This is a genomic window from Thermococcus sp. CX2 (assembly GCF_012027555.1).
Taxonomy (GTDB): domain Archaea; phylum Methanobacteriota_B; class Thermococci; order Thermococcales; family Thermococcaceae; genus Thermococcus.
This window is the reverse complement of record NZ_SNUQ01000001.1, coordinates 213,623-230,311: the sequence shown is the minus strand read 5'-3', so window position 1 is coordinate 230,311 and position 16,689 is coordinate 213,623. Positions and strand designations below refer to the sequence as shown.

Sequence of the window (16,689 nt, the reverse complement as noted above, 5' to 3'; positions counted from 1 at the left end):
TGATGGTGTAAAAAGAAAGCTACTTCTTAAGGATGACCCCCAGGGCCGTTCCGAGGACGAGTCCGACGATGAGGGAGATGAAAACGTACTGGGTAATGTCCGTCTTAGTTGCTGGAACGTCTTCTTGGGGTGTCTCTTCGAGGGCCTTCACGACGGCGGCGCTGTTCTCTATGAGCACCTCCGTATAGGGCCTGTCCTTCCAGAAGACGGTTATCCCTGCCAGAGGCTTTCCGCTCTTCGAGGCCAACTCCTTGGCTGCGTCTGTTAACTGCTCCGGGCTCTCGTGGCCGTAGACGATTAGGTCTGCCTCGGCGGCCTTCCCAACTAGCTCATCGACACCCAAGGCTGGAACTTCCTCCTCCGGCTTTATCGAGGCTACCGCCGTTATTCCAAGCCACTCTATGGCGTACTGGTTGGAGGGCATCTGGATGACTGCGGTGAGGTTTTCCGTCACGATGGCCCTGTAGGATTCTACGATGGTTGTGACTCTCTCATTGAAGCCTTCAAAGCCCTTCCTGTAAAGCTCGGCGTTGTGGGGATCGGCTTTTTCCAGGGCTTTTTCTGTCGCCTGGGCAATCGCTAGGGCATTGTAGGGGTCAAGCCATATCCCATGGGGGTTGTCCTTCTCGTTGTACCAATGCTCTTTTAGATAGCGAAAGCCATTGGCCTTGTAATCGTCTATGAAGAGAGCCTCGCCGGTTATTGTCCCTTCGGCCTTCAGCTCGGCTATCTTTTTCTCAACTGGCAAATGACCGCCGGTTGTCACGATTACGTCCGCCCTCTGGAGGAGTTCTATCTGACTAGCTGTCAGTTGGTACTCGTGCGGGTCTGCCCCGAGGGGGATTATGTACTCCACCCTCACGGAATCGCCAAAGGCGTCCTGAATTATCGCCGCCAGCGGCGCTATGCTCGTCACCACAAGGGGCTTTTCCTCGGCTGCACTCGTGAATGGAATGAACGCGCTGAGCAGAAGGAAGGCCATCAGTATCGCTCTCGCCTTCATTTTCGGTCACCCTAAAAGACCTAAGGCCCCCAGCTTTAAAGCTTTCTTCAGGGGCAACCTGTCCAGTGCGCTGTGCCCGAACTTCTTTGCCAACACTCTCAATCGCCAATGAGCGACCCCGAAGATGCTCTGATGGGCAGGGTGTGCCCTTTTCCGACTCGGAGAAACACGGGGACGAGTGGGTTTTGGAAAGGTCGGAGCACTGGGACTGGAGATTGCCTCCTTCATACTCCAGGAGAACGATGCATATCCGGTCCTTGAGGGCTGGAACGCCAACTACCTCAACGCATCGGTGATAATGGCCATCAGGAACCCGCTCAACCCTGAGAGCTACATCGTATGGATAGCCGGAGCAGACCGCTACGGCACGAGGCTCTACAAGAATCCAACCTACTACCTCAGCAGCTACGAAGTACTCAATGGAAAAGAGATAGAGATGGGGTTCTACGTTCAGCTGGAAGCCTCTTGAGGAGTCTTTTCTTCCCTCTTTTTCCCGCCATTGTCTCCGCTTCTGATGTGGGGCTTGCCGATGGCTATGGTGAATCCCTTGAAGCTGTCGTCCTTCCTGTTGAACTCCAGAGCTAAGGGAAGGCCGTTGTCCTCGTTAATGACTATGCGGACTATTCTTGCCCGCGAATGATCGTTCAAGTAGTCTTCCTTGAGCTGCTCGTAGTTATCTATTGCCTTGTTGATGCTCTCGCTGTGCATGTCGTAGATTTCCCTGGCGTAGACGCTGTGGTTCCTGATTTCCTCGACGGTTTTTTTCCTGTCCAAGTTACCACTTCCTCAGGCTTTGCGCCAGGCTCCCTCGCGGAACTTAAAAACCTTCCTGCGCTCAGCCATGCGGAGTGCCTCTTCGAGCTTGCCCTTCGGGACGTCAATGCCGTGGAGCTCCCTGAAGAGCTCGACGATTTCGTCGGTGGTCAGCGCTTCCTTCTCCTCGAAGAGGTTGTTAACGAGGTTTATCATGTCCTCCACGAAGTTCCAGGGGAAGACTATCCAGGCCCAATCGATTTCTTCTCCATAGTAGTCTGGGTTGAAGCGGGAGCCCTTTATGGTGAGGAGCGTGGCGACCCTGACCTCCGCTGGTTTCTGGCTCTCCACGTAGTTCTTGGCCAGCGTCAGGCTCTCACCGGTGTCGCTGATATCGTCCACGATGAGAACCTTCTTTCCGCTCATGTCGTAGTTGCTGCCGTACTTGAGCCTGGCCTTGCCATCCGGAGTGGCCGTAACCCCCCAGTGCTCCACCTTGAGGCTGACGAGGTCCTTGACGCCGAGGTAGTCGCAGTACAAACGAGCGGCAATCCAGCCGCCTCTCGCGAGGCCGACTATAACGTCCGGCCTCCACTCCTCTTCGAGAACCTTCCATGCGCCTTCCTTCGCCCACTTCTCTATATCGTCCCAAGAAGCAAGATAAGCCGGAAACTTCTTCATTGGATTTCCCTTACGGGAGGGAAGGTAATGTAATATTTAAGCCTTACGCTCTGCCGTTTGACGGAAAAGTGGCAAAAGAATTGAAGAAAATCAAACGTTAATCCTCTTCCAAATCGTCCCCTGGGGGGTGTCCTCGAGCTGTATGCCCAGCGCTTTAAGCTCGTCTCTGATTTTATCGGCTAAAGCAAAGTTGCGCTGTTTTCTAAGTTCGGCCCTGACCTCTATGAGGAGTTCTATCAGTGCCTCCTCGTTCCCTGCCTTCTCCTCCTTGAAGTAGTCTTCAAAAATGCCGAATATCTCGCTTACCATCCTGAAGAACTCCATGGCCTTCCTGAGGACGCTCTCCTTCGGATTCTCCACTTTGGTGAGGTATCTGTTCACGGCATTTGAGACTTCAAAGATTGGTTTCATGGCTTCGGCCGTGTTAAAGTCATCGTCCATCGCATTGTAGAACTTCTTCCTCGCTTCCCTGATGGTCTCGTAGAGCTCGAACTCTTCGCTGCCCCACCTGAAGGAAATCTCCGCCCTCTCTAGGGCAATCCTAATGTTCTCCAGCGTGTTGTAGAGCCTCTCAAGGTTGTTCTTGGCATGCTGGATGCCCTCCTCTGTGTAGTCCAGTGGCGAGCGGTAGTGCTTCTGGAGGACGAAGAAGCGGATGACCTCGGGCGAGTACTTCTCGAGGAGCTCCCTAATCGTTACAAAGTTGCCCAGGCTCTTGCTCATCTTTTCGCCGCTGACCATAACGAAGCCCGTGTGCAGCCAGTACTTGACCCACTCATGACCTGTGCAGGCCTCGCTCTGGGCGATTTCATTCTCGTGGTGCGGGAAGATAAGGTCGTTTCCGCCCCCGTGGATGTCGAAGCTCTCACCGAGGTACTTCGTGCTCATCGTGGAGCACTCGATGTGCCAGCCTGGCCTTCCCTCGCCCCATGGGCTGTCCCACTTAGGCTCTCCGGGCTTGGCCTTCTTCCAGAGGGCGAAGTCCTCGGGGTTCTTCTTACCTTCGCCGGGCTCGACCCTTGCTCCCTTAACCAGCTCTTCAAGCTTTATTCCGCTCAGCTTACCATAGTCCTTGAACTTCCTGACCTCGAAGTAGACCCCATCGCTCCCCTCGTAGGCGTAGCCCTTTTCCTGGAGCTTCTTCACGAAGTCTATAATGTCCTGAATGTGCTCCGTAACGCGCGGATAGATGTCGGCCGGCTTAACCTTTAGAGCTTTCATATCCTCAAGGAAGTAGCGCAGGAACTTCTCGGCGAGCTCCTTCGGGTCTTCGCCGGTCTCGTTGGCGCGCTTGATTATCTTGTCATCTATGTCTGTGAAGTTCATGACCATCAGAACCGTGTAGCCCTTGTGCTCGAGATAGCGTCTAATGACGTCAAAAGCCACGTACGTCCTTGCGTGGCCCAGATGAGTATAATCGTAAACCGTTGGACCGCAGACGTACATCCTGACCTCCCCTTCCCTCAGGGGCTTGAACTCCTCCTTCTGCTTCGTCAGGGTGTTGTACACTCTAATGGCCATCTTTCTCACCACCGGGTGAACTTTGCCGGGGCGTTTTATTAGGTTATCGCCCGGTGGGAAAGCTTAAAAACCAACTCCCTTAATCGGGGTAGGAGCACGAAAAGGAGGTAATGCTCATGGTCAAGGTTCAGAAGGGAGACGTCATAAGGCTCCACTACACCGGGAAGGTTAAGGAGACCGGAGAGATATTCGACACTACCTACGAGGAGGTCGCCAAGGAGGCAGGAATCTACTCCGAGAAGGGTATCTACGGCCCGGTTCCGATAGCCATCGGCGCCGGTCACGTTCTCAAGGGTCTTGACGAGCAGCTCGAAGGGCTTGAAGTCGGGAAGAAGTACGAGATAATCCTCCCGCCCGAGAAGGGCTTCGGCAGGCGCGACCCCAAGCTCATAAAGACCTTCACCCTCGGTCAGTTCAGGAGGCAGGGTCTCTACCCGTTCCCCGGTTTGGAGGTTGAGATTGAGACCGAGAGCGGCAGGAAGCTCAAGGGTAGGGTCATAAGTGTCTCGAGCGGCCGTGTCAGGGTTGACTTCAACCATCCGTTCGCCGGCAAGCACCTCGTCTACGAGGTCGAGGTTGTCGAGAAGATCGAAGACCCAATCGAGAAGGTTAAGGCCCTCATTGAGCTTAGGCTCCCAATGGTTGAGGCCGATAAGGTCATCATCGAAGTTGGCGAGAAGGACGTTAAGGTCGACTTCAGCAACGTTGAGATAGACAAGAACACCCTCGTTCTTGGCGAGATACTCCTCGAGAGCGACCTCAAGTTCATAGGCTACGAGCAGGTCGAGTTCAAGCCTAACGTTGAGGAGCTCCTCAAACCGCCCGGGGAGGAGGTTATCGAGCTCGAGGAAGAGGTCAGCGAGCCGCTCATCGAGAAGGCCGAGGAGGAGAAGCCTGCTGAAGAGACCACCGAAGCTGAGGAAGTGAAGGCCGAGGAAAGCGAGGAGAAGAAGGAAGAGACTCCCGAGGCTGAGGAGGAGGTCAGGGAGGAGCCAGAGACCACAGAAGAAGAGCAGGCCGAGAAGAAGCCAAAGAAGAGCACCAAGAAGTCCAAGACCACGAGGAAGAGGAGCACCTCGACCAGGAAGAGGAAGACCACCAAGAAGAAGACCGAGGAATCGGTTGAGGGTACCGATGAGAAGAAAGAAGAGGTCTCCGAGTGAGGCCAAAGCTTTTATTCTCTCTCCCTAACTTTTCTCCATGAGACTCAAGCGGAACGCCTGGCTTCTCTACGCAGTCTCGCTTGCGTTCATTCCCTTAGCCTGGCACAGGGGAGATAACGTTTTCGAATGGGCGGCCTACGACTTGTTCTTTTACGTCGTTCTGCCTTTAGCTGCCGCGTACTTCCTCGGGTTCAAACCCCGAGAGCTCGGCTTCCAATTTGGGAAAAAAGAAGGTTACAAGTGGTTCGCGGTTCTTTTTCTCCTTTCAATCCCCATAAGCCTCTACGGGACGACGGTTCCCTCGATGAAGAGCTACTATCCCGTCTTTTCCTATTCGGGCTGGGTGGATTTCCTCATCAAGGAGCTGGCGGTTGGAGCTGTAATGTTCGCCCACGAGGCATTCTATCGCGGAGTTCTGCTCTTCCCACTGGCGAGGAAGAACGAGTGGCTTGCGATTCTGGCCCAGGACATTCCTTACACTCTCGTCCACATTGGAAAGCCCGGCATTGAAGTCCCCTACGCCTTCTTCGCAGGGATAATATTCGCAAAAATGGATTTGAAGGGCGGGAGCTTTCTCCCGAGCTTCTTCCTTCACTGGCTTGGCTCGGCCCTCTTCGACGTCATGTGCGTCCTTCTTTAGTCTTTTCCTCTATCCTGGCTGTTCCGTAGCCCACGAAGAGGACTTTATCTGGGTCAAGGGCCTTGAGAACCTCCGGTCTGTGGGTGATTATCAGCGCTGTAATGCCAGCCTCGCGGATTATCTCGGCCACCTTCTTGGCCACGCGCATAGCCGTGAGCGTGTCGAGATGGGCCGCGAACTCGTCTATTAACAGCAGGTTGGGCTTCTCGGCTAAGAGCGACGCTATCTTTGCCCTCTCCTTCTGGCCGGTCGAGAGCTCACCAAAGCGGGCCCTGTAAAGCACTGCATCGCTCAGTCCGGCCCGGTTGAGAATTTCGACGGCCGCATTTAAATCTCTGATTTTCCTGTAAACGTGCTCCAATATGCTCTCTGAGCCAAATTCTGGCTCGAACTCACCTGGAATCAGCACGGAGACCTTGACGTTGTCGGGCACCCCTATCTCTCCAACTGTCGGCCTGTATTTTTCCTCCCAGTATCCCCTCGCCGCGCCGAGGATGAGCCTCAGCAGGGTGGTTTTTCCTGCTCCGCTCGCCCCGACTATGGCCACAAGCTCGCCGGGCTTGAGTTCAAAGTCCAGGTTTCTCAAAACGGGCCTTTGAATTACGCGGTGCCTGACGCCGAAGGCCTTTAAAAGCTCCTGAATTTCTTCGGGCAGTCCCTTAACGTCAAGCTCGCTCTCAAAGACCTTGCTGACGTTCTTAAAGACTATCGGCCCGCTTAGCGGCTCGACTCTTCCGTAGCTTGGCCTCCATAAGCGGCCGTCCTTCGGGGCGTAGGGGTCTTCCCTCAAAAAGCGCTCTATGTATTCCTTAGCCTCATCGCTGAGCGGGTAAAAGAGAACCGGTCTCCCGCTCGCGGTCTCCCAGAGGAACTTAAAGCCGACCTTCTCGAAGAATGGGTTGTAGCGGGCCATTTGAGCTATGGTCTCGACTATGTGTTTCCTCTTTCTCATCTCGGGGATTCTTCTCTCGGCAATCCACTCCAGTGCTGCCTTGACGCTTAATTGGCCCAATCCGTCGGAGCGGTAGTCTGGGTGAACAACGACGCGCGCTATCCTTGCTCCAGCTGTGTTCGTCTCCCTCAGGGCCCTCCACTTTGCCTCCTCCCAGAGCATGGAGCGGGCTACTCTCCTGGTGTGCTTCCTCTTCAGCTCCTCGTATAGCTCCCTCATTATTCTCTCGGGCCAGAAAGCGGGCTTAAACCAGTCCTCTGGAAAGACCTTTTCGCGAATGTTCCTTTCCACCTCGCCGTTCGGCAAACGCCTGTGCATCAGCGGAATGGGCGGATCAATGCGGACGTATGCTAGAATCCTCGGCTCGTACTCCTCCCTGTTCTCCAGCTCGAGAATCAAGAAGCGCGACGCTGGGGTTGAGCCCTTGATTTCGAGGATGTGAACATTGTCGCTCCCGCAGACTGGGCAGCTCTCCTTCGTGTTGGCCTCGAAGATGTGGCCGTTTTCACAGCGCCATAAGGCCACCTTCTCCTTCTGGCTGGCGTAGTGGTACTGCTCCAGCTCGGCTATAGCCTCGAAGTCGCTCTCGTATTTTGCCTCTCTCGCGCGTATCCTGTAGGTGTAGAGGAGCTCTCCAGTCAGGGGAGAAAAGCGCTTTGCCTCGAACGTCTTTTCCCACAGCGGCCAGACCTTGACCTTATCACCCGAATAAAATTTGTAGAGCTCGTAGTCGTCGAAGTCGAGGATTTCTTCCTCCGGCTCTTTCTTGAGGTGAATCTCTACCTCATCACCGCTCAGGAACCACTGGGCGGCGTTGCCCGTCATGTAGAGCTTGAGCCTTCCCTTCTCGGTCTCGACCTCAAGAATCCCAAACCACCGGTGTTTGAAGCGCGGGATTTCGCTGCCAATTACCCTGCCCCGAAGAATCATCGGACATCACCACTGATAATTGAACGGGTGAAATTAATAACTGTTCTCCCTTTTGACAAGGAATCCAGGCCTCTAAGTACCTGTGCACTTGTTTTTCTCAATGATTATCGCGATCCACCACGGGAAACTCCCTTGTGAGAAGTGTCCACTCATTGTTTCTCCAGACTTCTTGGGACGTTGCCAGGAGAATAATCGAATTGGTTATCAGGGCATGGTCTTTGAGATTTAAAAGAAACTTGAAAACCTGCTGAAAGCCGTTCTCGATAACGAGATACTCTAGGCAGTCTATCAGAACGACCTTGGGTGTTTCGTTTTCCTTGAAGAACTCGACCACCAGATGTCCCAAGTACTCAAGACGGGTGGGGAAGACGTGCGATTTTCCATCCACTCTCGTGATCCATATGACGGGCGTCCGCTCAAGCCCGAGTCTCCTCTTGATTTCCTCTGGGGGTGTTCTTGAAATCACCAGGCCAGGATATTTCTTCAGGAGGCTCAGGAAAAACCCTTTCGCCTTTCCTGGGAAAACTATGTGTGTGCCAGGGGATAACATTAACGCCGATTCGTTCTCACCGCCTTTTGGAACCTCTTTAACGACCTCCACCCGATAGTTGTTTATAAGTGCTCCAAACAGCGACGCAAAGGCATAGAAAAACAGCAGCTGAAACACTATCCATATGTTATCGGCTATCAATTCAGATTTTTCTATGAACTCTTCGCTGAAATAGTCAGAGAAATAGCCTGGGGCGTAGAAGCATTCTGCGATAAACCATACAATTGTGGCAAGGAGAAGTGCATCGTAGAACTTTCCTACGCCGGGATACGTGCTCCGGAAGGACTTTCTGAATTTGACTGCCAAGGCCACCGTGGCTATGTTGATTATCAAGGTGACAGTTTCATTAAATTCGGCACTTAGGAGTATTTGGATTATACCCATGTAAATGCCACCACTTAGAAAGTTAGTGTTCGTAATTTAAAACTCTTGCTGTATGGGTTGTGATTGTAGTTGCATAATTCAGCAGTCTTTAACAAAACTTTAGGGACTTCGTGAGTCCTTATTTTCCGTTTAGACGATTTTAAACAATTATAACTTTAAGTTATTTAACTTCTCCGCAGTTGTTAACGGAAGATCTATTACGTCTGTGTGGAGACACCAAGATAGGAGCTCACTTTGAAGCCCGTTGAGAGAAAGCAAACATTTATGGGATTCATAAGGAGGGCCCGAAAGCTATTTGGCCCTTGAGAGGACTGATCTGATTGATAAAGCCATATAGACAGCGAGAAAAATAAGGGGGAAGACACGTTCGAGATGTCTCTATCGACCATTGTACCATAGGCCTGAGCCGGTCAAGGGGATCACACTGGAACACTTTAGGATTGCCCTCTTGGAACGTCCAAGAGTTCCTTGACTTTTTCAATAACCTCCAAAGGATTCTCTCCAAATATAAGGACCATTGGCTCCTTGCCCCAGTCACCAAGGTGGTATATGACGTCGGGCCTCTCCCTGACCCTCCTTATCGCCGTCTCTATGCCCCATGGAATCGTTCCGCCCTCCCTGGTCTTAACGTCCTCTGGCTCCTCGCGCCTGTCGTAGAAGGAAACCGTGAGGCCCAGCTTTTCTGCCCTCTCGATGAGCTCCCTTGAATAGCGGAGGTTGATAACGGCCCTTACCTCGGGGTAAAACTCACGGAACTTGAGGAGGGCTCGTTTTAGGTGGTCCGACGCGTTTAGCTCGACCGGTCCAACTGGTTTAATCGTTTTTCCGTAGCGCACTATCCTGCCCTTCACCGCGAAGACCTCGCCTTGGGGAGTGGCGTAGGCGAAGTTCGTCCCAACCTCCGGAACGAAGGGATTCAAAAGCTCACCCATCTCCACGAGTCTTTTCACTGCATTTTTGAGCCCCGAATAGGCCCTCCAGCGCTCGACGTCGATTTCAAGCGGTGCAAGGGGGTTGATGCACTTGCCCTCTCTGGAAGAGAACCTTATCGCAGTTTCAACGAAGCGCTTTGCCTCCTCCACGGCCTCTGGAAGCTCCATCCCCTTGGCGAGGAGGGAAGCCAAAGCCGAGGAAAATGCGCAGCCCGTTCCGTGGGTGAAGCCTTCAATCATTTCACCTCGGAACTCGTAGAACTCTCCATTCCAGTAGAGGACGTCGGTGTAGTCGAGGTGTCCCCCCTTAACGACGGCCGCCTTGGCTCCGAACTCCTCAACGAGAATCCTGGCGGCCTTCTTCATGTCCTCAACGCTTGAAACCTTCATCCCCGTAAGCTTCTCGGCCTCTGGAACGTTCGGTGTGACTATTGAACCTGGAATCAAGAGGTCCTTTAGCGTCTCGATGCCTTCCACATCTATCAGGGGATGATCGGTGGAGGAAGTCAAAACCGGGTCAAGAACCCTCAGAAGGCCCTCCGTTTCCTCGGCGACTATTTTTACAGCCTCCCCGTTGCCGAGCATGCCTATTTTTACCGCCTCAATCTCGAAGAAATCCTTGACGGCCCTTATCTCCCCGCGGATGAGCTCTGGAGGAAGGACGTGGTAGCCTCTGACCCCATCGGGGTTCTGGTAGGTTACCGCAGAAAGGATAGGGAGGGGATGGAGACCGAGGGCTGAGACGGTCTTTATGTCGGCTGCTATTCCAGCCCCGCCGCCGGTGTCGAGGCCCGCTATTATCAAGACGGCCATGGCTCACACCTTGAGCTTCTCGAGGATTTCAATGGCTGCTTTTCTCCCGCTCAGGAACATGCCGCCGAATATTGGCCCCATCCTCGGGGCACCGGCAACTGCGTTTGCCGCCATGCCCGTGACGTACAGTCCCGGGAAGACCTCCCCGGTATGCTCCACCGTGAGCCTCTCACCCATCTCGGCCCACATGGGGCCCTCCCCGGGGAGCTTCTCTATCAGCCCTCTCTTCAGCAGGTGCTGAGTTACCTGAGCTCCATGGCCCGTTGAATCAATCACGAACCTTGCCTCCACCGTTAGGGGATCCACGTGGAGGCCCGTCATCTTCACCGGCGTCCAGTTTATGACCACCCCGGCCACGCGGTCGTTTTTAACTACTAAGTCCTCGACCTCAACCATGTTGAATATCTTTACCCCGGCCTTCACCGTCCTGCTGGCTATCGTCGTGGCAACTTCAATCGCGTCGGCTACGTAAAGACCCGGTCTGAACTCCCCGTAATCTATCCCAAACTCATCGAGTATCTCCCTGGCGCTCTCCTCCACGACGATCCTGTTGAAGCCCATCGCGCCGCCCCAGATTCCACCGCCCACGCTGAGCTTCTTCTCGAAGATTGCCACCTTTGCTCCGCCCTTGGCGAGATAGTAAGCTGCAACCATGCCCGATGGGCCAGCACCGATGATGGCAACATCAAGCGTGAGGTTGTCGAGCAGGTCTTTCATGTAGGCCTCGATTATCGCCCCACTTATCTCGACGTCCTTCAGCATTCTGACCACCCCAAAGCTTATAAGCTGCGGTGAAAACTGAGTTTTGAAATTTAAAAACTTTGTTATACACGGTGGTGGCAATGACCCAGCTTGAAGAAGCCAGGCGCGGAGTAGTTACGGAGGAAATGAAGTTCATAGCGGAGCGCGAGGGGATAAGTGCTGAAAAGCTGAGGAGAAGCGTCGCCAAAGGCCACACCGTCATATTCCGCAACGTGAGGCACGATTGGGTCAAGCCCGTTGCAGTTGGTGAAGTCGTCCGCGTCAAGGTCAACGCCAACATAGGCACCTCGCGCGACATAGTAGACGTCGAAGCTGAGATAGAGAAGGCCAAGATCGCGGTCAAATATGGCGCCGATACCATAATGGATCTCTCAACTGGCGGCGACCTCGATGAAATAAGAAAGCGCATAATGAAGGCTGTGGACGTTCCCATTGGCACCGTTCCCATCTACCAGGCCGCCGAGGAGATGCTGGCTAAAGGAAAGGCCATCATCGAGATGACCGAGGACGACATGTGGAAGGCTGTGGAGAAGCACTTCAGGGACGGCGTTGACTACACGACGATACACGTTGGAGTTACAAAAGAGGTCGTCGAGAAGATGAAGAGAACCAAGAGGATTGTCGGCATGGTCTCCCGCGGCGGAACGTTTCTGGCAGCGTGGATACTTCACTGGGGCGAGGAGAACCCCTTCTACAAGAACTATGACTACCTCCTTGAGCTCGCCAGGGAGTACGATGTCGTCCTAAGCCTCGGCGACGGGTTGAGGCCTGGTGGACTGCCCGATGCTGGCGATGAACTGCAAATAGCCGAGCTTTACACCCTCGGAAGGCTCGTTAGGAGAGCCAGAGAGGCAGGAGTTCAGACCATGGTTGAAGGGCCCGGCCACGTTCCGATAGACCAGATAGCAGCCCAGGTGAAGCTGGCCAAGATCGCCACGGATAACGCTCCTTTCTATGTGTTGGGTCCGATAGTTACCGACGTCTTCCCAGGCTACGACCACATCACGGCGGCCATAGGCGGAGCAATAGCCGCTCTAAACGGGGCTGACTTCCTCTGCTACGTCACCCCAGCGGAGCACCTTGGCCTCCCGACTGTCGAGCACGTGAGGGAGGGGGTTATAGCCGCCAGGATAGCCGCCCACGCCGTCAATCTAACGCGCTTCGAGGCCGATTTTAAGAAGGATTACCTCATGAGCCTCGCGAGGGGAAGGCTGAACTGGGCGAAGCAGTTCGAGCTCAGCGAGGACAAGGAGATGTTCGTCGAGATAAGGAAGGAGAGACCGACAAAGACCGAGGCATGCTCTATGTGCGGCGATTTATGCGCGATAAAGCTCATCAACGACATGCTGAGGACGGGTGAGGCCGAGTGAGGCTCATCTACCGCGGTAAGACGAAGGACGTTTACGAGGATGGCCCTTATCTAGTCTTTTACTTCAAGGACTCCCTGCTGGGCGAAGACGGCAGAGAGGACACGGGTGGCAACGAGGTGATAGGCGAGAGACCGGGCAAGGGGAGTGCAGTTCTCAAGCAGACGGAGTTCTTCTTCAGCCTGCTGGAAAGGAACGGGATAAGGACACACTTCGTCGAGCGGATTGACGAGAGAAGGGCGCGCTTTCTGAAGGCAGAGAGGATTCCGCTGGAGACTATATACCGCTTCAAGGCTTACGGAAGCTTCCTCAGGAGATACAGCGGATGGGTGGAGTCCCTCCAAGAGCTGGGAATAGTCGAGTTCACCCTCAAGGACGACTCGCTCGGCGACCCTCTCATAACCGAAGAAGCAATATTGCGGCTCGGTATAGCGAGCGAAGGGGAGCTGGAGGAGATGAAGGAGGTAACGAAAAGGGTCGCCGAAATCCTGGCGGAGTTCTTCTCCGCAAAGGGGCTTGAGCTAATAGACTTCAAGCTGGAGTTCGGCAGGCTGAATGGAGAGCTTCTGGTGATAGACGAGCTCAGCGGCGACACGATGCGCGTTATGAAGGGTGGAAGGCTTTTGAGCCAGGAAGAGCTCCTGGAGGTGGTAGAATGATAATCTCCACCATAGCTTCCCATTCCTCCCTTCAGATACTCATGGGGGCAAAGAAAGAGGGCTTCAGAACGAGGCTCTACGTCAAATCGAATAGAAAGGCCTTCTACTCCTCCATCCCGCTCGTCGATGAAATCGTCGTAACGGAAAACATGAGGGAAGTACTCGGTGATGACGGCATCGTCGTACCCCACGGCTCTTTCGTGGCCTACCTTGGCATAGAGGCCATCGAGGAAGCAAACACTAAGTTCTTCGGCAACAAGCGTTTCCTCAAGTGGGAAACCAGCTTTGAGCTCCAGGATAGGGCCCTTAAAAAGGCCGGCATTCCGATGGTTGAAGTCATCGAGCCCGAAGAGGCTAAGCCAGACGAGCTTTACTTTGTCCGCCTTGAGGGACCGAGGGGCGGAAGCGGGCACTTCTTGGCTTACGGCTATGAACTGGAGGAGAAGATCAAAGGCCTGAGCGAACCCTACAGGATTGAACGCTTCACAGACGGCGTTTACCTCTACGTCCACTTCTTCTATTCGCCGATTTTAAACCGTTTGGAGCTCTTTGGCGTTGATGAGCGCCTGGTCATCGCGGACGCAAACAAGAGGCGGCCCTTCAGGACCCTCCCCTACACCATAGCGGGAAACAAGGCCGTAGCGCTGAGGGAGTCGCTCATTCCAATGCTCTACGATTACGGATTGGCTTTCGTCAAGGCCATGGAAGAGCTTGAACCTCCCGGCATCATAGGTCCCTTCGCTCTCCACTTCGCCTACGATGGTGAATTCCGCTGCATAGGCTTCGCCTCGCGCATAGACGGCGGCAGCAATGCCAAACACTGGTACTCGGCCCTCTATTGGGAGAGGCCGATGCTCATGGGCGAGAGGATAGCGCGCGAGATTAAGCTCGCCCTCGAGGAGGACCGCCTCAAGGAGGTGGTAACTTGAGATACGTCGGGAGAATGCTCGGCGTGGGCCTAAACAACGGGAGGCCCTTCGCCTTCTACCGCCTGAACTCCCGCTCCTTCCCGAACAGGAGGGCGGTTATTCGGGGAAACGAAATTTACATAGCCAACCAGACTAAAACTGACAACCCCTACGTGAGCTATCCCGTTGTGAAGCTGCTCGAAAACTACGCGGTCGTGAGCAACGGACTGCAGACGGTCTTTATAGCCCAGGCTCTCGAAGAGGAAAGCCCGAGAAAAGCGTTGATCCATGTCCTCGACGCCCTCGACTACGAGCGTGATGACTACAGCACACCGAGGATAGCTGCCATAGTGGAGTGCGGGAAAGCTAGGGGCTGGCTCGGCTTCGTTGGCAGAGAAGAGCTCTGGGTTAAAGCCATTAAGCTGGAGGAAGGGAAGGCCTTCTTTACCGCGACGTACAACGTCGATGGCATTGAAGAGCTGGAGCTGAGCTTTTCGAATGCCGAAGAACTGGCTGAGAAAGTCTTAAGGCTGGAGTTCTCTCATCCCGTGCTGGCGATTGGGGTGGTTGAAAAAGAGGGTGGCTGGAAAGCGGCAGTTAAGCCTTGAACTTTCTCTTTTAAGCTCCCCCAACTTAACACCACGGAATCTTTTTATTGTCTCTCTCATAACGTTAAAGCGGTGATTTTCATGGAGGACCCCTACGTCTGGATGGAGAACCTCCAGGACGAGCGTGTTCTCAAGCTGGTTGAAGAGGAGAACAAACGCTTTAGGGAGTTCATCGGCGAACTCAGCGACGAGCTTTTCCCGGAGGTCAAGGAGCTCTACTTTCTGCCCATCGTTAGAATGGCAAAGCTGACCGAACGGGGCACGCTCGTAATGATCAACGAGGCCGGAAGGCAGGTCATTAGGTGGCTTGACGGTGATGTGATAGTCGATTCCAAAAAGCTTGAAGAAGAGCTCGGCGATGAAGTGCTTTTGCAGGGCTTCACGGCAGATAGCGAAGGAAAGAGGCTCGCCTACAGCTTCTCCATTGGAGGGGCGGACGAGGGGATAACAAGGATAATCGATCTCGAGAGCGGGGAGCTCATCGAGGAGATTAAGCCGTCGGTGTGGAACATAGCCTTTATCGACGAAGGCTACTACTTCTCGCGCTTTTACAGGAAGGAGAAAACGCCTGATGGGATGAACCCGCCAGCAGTGAGGCTCTTTTTCAGGGACTCCAGCGGGGAGCGCATGGTCTTCGGGGAAGGCCTTGGCTCGGGCTACTTCATGAGCCTGAAAAAGAGCACCGAGAGGAAGTTCGCCATGCTCACCGTAACCTTCGGCTGGAACAAAGCCGAAATCTACCTCGGCCCCATAGACGAGCCGGAGAAGTGGGAGAGGGTTTACTCCGCGGAGGTTCCTGCGGAGCCTATTGACGTGGTGGATGGAACGCTCTACGTCCTCACGCGCGAGGGGAAGGGCCTCGGAAAGGTCATCGCAATCAGAGACGGCGAAATTGAGGAGGTAATCCCCGAAGGCGAGTTCCCAATTGAGTGGGCAGTCATAGTCAGCAACAGGATTCTCACGGGAAGGCTGGTCCATGCAAGCCACAGGCTTGAGGTATATTCGCTCGATGGGGAGCTTTTAGAGGAGATAACCTTCGACCTCCCGGGAAGCGTCTACCCGGCCGATTCAGACGGGAAGCAGGTCCTGCTCAGGTACGAGAGCTTCACCGTTCCCTACAGGCTCTACCGCTTCGATGGAAGGCTTGAGCTCCTCGATGAGGTAAAGGTTAAGGGAAGCTTTAAGGTGGAGGAGGACTTTGCAACCTCTAAGGACGGCACAAAGGTTCACTACTTCATCGTCAAGGGTGAGAAGGACGAAAAGAGAGTATGGGTCTTCGGCTACGGCGGCTTCAACATTTCCCTGACCCCGAGGTTCTTCCCGCAGGTGATACCTTTCATAAGAAGGGGTGGAACCTTCGCCATGGCAAATCTGAGGGGCGGCAGCGAGTACGGTGAGGAGTGGCACCGCGCCGGAATGAGGGAGAACAAGCAGAACGTCTTCGACGACTTCATAGCCGTTCTCGGCAAGCTCAAGGCCGAAGGTTACAAAGTGGCCGCATGGGGCAGGAGCAATGGCGGGCTGCTCGTCTCAGCGACGCTCGTCCAGCGGCCGGACGTCATGGACGCGGCGCTGATAGGCTATCCCGTCATTGACATGCGTCGCTTCCACAAGCTCTACATCGGCAGCGTTTGGGTCCCTGAGTACGGCAACCCCGACGATCCGAAGGACAGGGAGTTCCTGCTCAAATACTCGCCCTACCATAACGTTAAAGAGCAGAAATATCCGCCGACACTCCTTTACACGGGCTTATATGATGACAGGGTTCATCCAGCGCACGCGCTCAAGTTCTTCATGAAGCTCAAAGAAGTCGGAGCGCCCGTTTATCTGCGCGTCGAGACCAAGAGCGGCCACATGGGAGCTTCGCCAGAGACGAGGGCGAGAGAATTGACTGACCTGCTGGCGTTCGTGATTAAGGTACTAGGGATTTAGACTTCTTCTTTTTTCATCATCGAGCTGAGTGGTGCCAAGTTAAGTTTCTCGGCCGAAGTATCTGATGATGAATTTTCTCCTAACTATGGGATACTTATCAAGATGTAAGTATCTTGAGATTTGCCGAAGCT

16 protein-coding genes are annotated in these 16,689 nt (G+C 54.1%); 8 read left to right on the top strand and 8 right to left on the bottom strand.

Annotated elements, in window-relative coordinates; all coding sequences use genetic code 11:
• Positions 1-19: 19 nt before the first annotated feature.
• Positions 20-1,003, bottom strand: coding sequence for a metal ABC transporter solute-binding protein, Zn/Mn family (locus tag E3E23_RS01295; protein WP_167905837.1), 984 nt, complete (start codon positions 1,001-1,003; stop codon positions 20-22).
• A 178-nt stretch (positions 1,004-1,181) separates the two neighbouring features.
• On the opposite strand from E3E23_RS01295, the gene E3E23_RS09975 reads away from it, so the two are divergent.
• Positions 1,182-1,472, top strand: a complete 291-nt coding sequence (locus E3E23_RS09975; RefSeq protein ID WP_206205589.1) for a hypothetical protein — start codon at positions 1,182-1,184, stop codon at positions 1,470-1,472.
• Here the strand turns inward: E3E23_RS09975 and E3E23_RS01285 are convergent.
• The 3 genes from E3E23_RS01285 to cysS form a co-directional block, all read right to left on the bottom strand.
• Entirely contained in the window at positions 1,454-1,777 is a 324-nt protein-coding gene (locus E3E23_RS01285) for a hypothetical protein (RefSeq protein WP_167905835.1), read from the bottom strand. The two genes, E3E23_RS09975 and E3E23_RS01285, sit on opposite strands and share 19 nt — an antisense overlap.
• 12 nt (positions 1,778-1,789) lie before the next feature.
• On the bottom strand, positions 1,790-2,437 hold the full coding sequence (locus tag E3E23_RS01280; protein WP_167905833.1) for a phosphoribosyltransferase: 648 nt from the start codon (positions 2,435-2,437) through the stop codon (positions 1,790-1,792).
• A 90-nt stretch (positions 2,438-2,527) separates the two neighbouring features.
• On the bottom strand, positions 2,528-3,958 hold the full coding sequence (cysS, locus tag E3E23_RS01275; protein WP_167905831.1) for a cysteine--tRNA ligase: 1,431 nt from the start codon (positions 3,956-3,958) through the stop codon (positions 2,528-2,530).
• Between the two features lie 116 nt (positions 3,959-4,074).
• Between cysS and E3E23_RS01270 the strand changes: the two genes are divergently transcribed.
• Positions 4,075-5,121: a peptidylprolyl isomerase gene (locus E3E23_RS01270; RefSeq protein ID WP_167906529.1), complete on the top strand. Its 1,047-nt coding sequence runs from the start codon at positions 4,075-4,077 to the stop codon at positions 5,119-5,121.
• A 37-nt stretch (positions 5,122-5,158) separates the two neighbouring features.
• On the top strand, positions 5,159-5,761 hold the full coding sequence (gene mrtA / locus E3E23_RS01265) for a CPBP family archaeomyxosortase MrtA (protein WP_167905830.1): 603 nt from the start codon (positions 5,159-5,161) through the stop codon (positions 5,759-5,761).
• Here the strand turns inward: mrtA and E3E23_RS01260 are convergent.
• The 4 genes from E3E23_RS01260 to E3E23_RS01245 form a co-directional block, all read right to left on the bottom strand.
• Positions 5,742-7,643, bottom strand: a complete 1,902-nt coding sequence (locus E3E23_RS01260; protein ID WP_167905829.1) for a GNAT family N-acetyltransferase — start codon at positions 7,641-7,643, stop codon at positions 5,742-5,744. The genes mrtA and E3E23_RS01260 overlap by 20 nt on opposite strands.
• Positions 7,644-7,740: 97 nt before the next feature.
• The gene (locus E3E23_RS01255; RefSeq protein ID WP_167905828.1) at positions 7,741-8,577 is read right to left on the bottom strand and encodes a DUF835 domain-containing protein; all 837 of its coding nucleotides are present in this window, start codon (positions 8,575-8,577) and stop codon (positions 7,741-7,743) included.
• Positions 8,578-9,011: 434 nt separating this feature from the next.
• Positions 9,012-10,322 (bottom strand): bifunctional hydroxymethylpyrimidine kinase/phosphomethylpyrimidine kinase, encoded by a 1,311-nt coding sequence (gene thiD, locus E3E23_RS01250; protein ID WP_167905827.1) that lies wholly within the window; start codon positions 10,320-10,322, stop codon positions 9,012-9,014.
• A gap of 3 nt (positions 10,323-10,325) precedes the next feature.
• Positions 10,326-11,084, bottom strand: coding sequence for a sulfide-dependent adenosine diphosphate thiazole synthase (locus E3E23_RS01245; protein WP_167905826.1), 759 nt, complete (start codon positions 11,082-11,084; stop codon positions 10,326-10,328).
• 80 nt (positions 11,085-11,164) lie between these two features.
• On the opposite strand from E3E23_RS01245, the gene thiC reads away from it, so the two are divergent.
• The 5 genes from thiC (at position 11,165) to E3E23_RS01220 (ending at position 16,558) form a co-directional block, all read left to right on the top strand.
• On the top strand, positions 11,165-12,454 hold the full coding sequence (gene thiC / locus E3E23_RS01240; protein WP_167906528.1) for a phosphomethylpyrimidine synthase ThiC: 1,290 nt from the start codon (positions 11,165-11,167) through the stop codon (positions 12,452-12,454).
• On the top strand, positions 12,451-13,110 hold the full coding sequence (locus E3E23_RS01235; protein WP_167905825.1) for a phosphoribosylaminoimidazolesuccinocarboxamide synthase: 660 nt from the start codon (positions 12,451-12,453) through the stop codon (positions 13,108-13,110). The genes thiC and E3E23_RS01235 overlap by 4 nt, the downstream gene beginning before the upstream one ends.
• The gene (locus E3E23_RS01230) at positions 13,107-14,039 is read left to right on the top strand and encodes a formate--phosphoribosylaminoimidazolecarboxamide ligase (protein ID WP_167905824.1); all 933 of its coding nucleotides are present in this window, start codon (positions 13,107-13,109) and stop codon (positions 14,037-14,039) included. Before E3E23_RS01235 ends, E3E23_RS01230 begins: the two co-directional genes overlap by 4 nt.
• A complete protein-coding gene (locus E3E23_RS01225; RefSeq protein ID WP_167905822.1) occupies positions 14,036-14,626 on the top strand; it encodes an IMP cyclohydrolase in 591 nt (196 codons plus the stop codon). Before E3E23_RS01230 ends, E3E23_RS01225 begins: the two co-directional genes overlap by 4 nt.
• Positions 14,627-14,707: 81 nt before the next feature.
• Positions 14,708-16,558 (top strand): prolyl oligopeptidase family serine peptidase, encoded by a 1,851-nt coding sequence (locus E3E23_RS01220; protein ID WP_167906527.1) that lies wholly within the window; start codon positions 14,708-14,710, stop codon positions 16,556-16,558.
• Positions 16,559-16,689: the final 131 nt, after the last annotated feature.

Excerpts from the sequence above, each read along its gene's own strand:
- E3E23_RS01245 (WP_167905826.1), bottom strand. The coding sequence starts at position 11,084 with ATGCTGAAGGACGTCGAGATAAGTGGGGCGATAATCGAGGCCTACATG.
- E3E23_RS01230 (WP_167905824.1), top strand. The coding sequence starts at position 13,107 with ATGATAATCTCCACCATAGCTTCCCATTCCTCCCTTCAGATACTCATG.
- E3E23_RS01220 (WP_167906527.1), top strand. The coding sequence starts at position 14,708 with ATGGAGGACCCCTACGTCTGGATGGAGAACCTCCAGGACGAGCGTGTT.
- E3E23_RS01270 (WP_167906529.1), top strand. The coding sequence starts at position 4,075 with ATGGTCAAGGTTCAGAAGGGAGACGTCATAAGGCTCCACTACACCGGG.
- thiC (WP_167906528.1), top strand. The coding sequence starts at position 11,165 with ATGACCCAGCTTGAAGAAGCCAGGCGCGGAGTAGTTACGGAGGAAATG.
- thiD (WP_167905827.1), bottom strand. The coding sequence starts at position 10,322 with ATGGCCGTCTTGATAATAGCGGGCCTCGACACCGGCGGCGGGGCTGGA.
- E3E23_RS01260 (WP_167905829.1), bottom strand. The coding sequence starts at position 7,643 with ATGATTCTTCGGGGCAGGGTAATTGGCAGCGAAATCCCGCGCTTCAAA.
- mrtA (WP_167905830.1), top strand. The coding sequence starts at position 5,159 with ATGAGACTCAAGCGGAACGCCTGGCTTCTCTACGCAGTCTCGCTTGCG.
- cysS (WP_167905831.1), bottom strand. The coding sequence starts at position 3,958 with ATGGCCATTAGAGTGTACAACACCCTGACGAAGCAGAAGGAGGAGTTC.
- E3E23_RS01295 (WP_167905837.1), bottom strand. The coding sequence starts at position 1,003 with ATGAAGGCGAGAGCGATACTGATGGCCTTCCTTCTGCTCAGCGCGTTC.
- E3E23_RS01280 (WP_167905833.1), bottom strand. The coding sequence starts at position 2,437 with ATGAAGAAGTTTCCGGCTTATCTTGCTTCTTGGGACGATATAGAGAAG.
- E3E23_RS01255 (WP_167905828.1), bottom strand. The coding sequence starts at position 8,577 with ATGGGTATAATCCAAATACTCCTAAGTGCCGAATTTAATGAAACTGTC.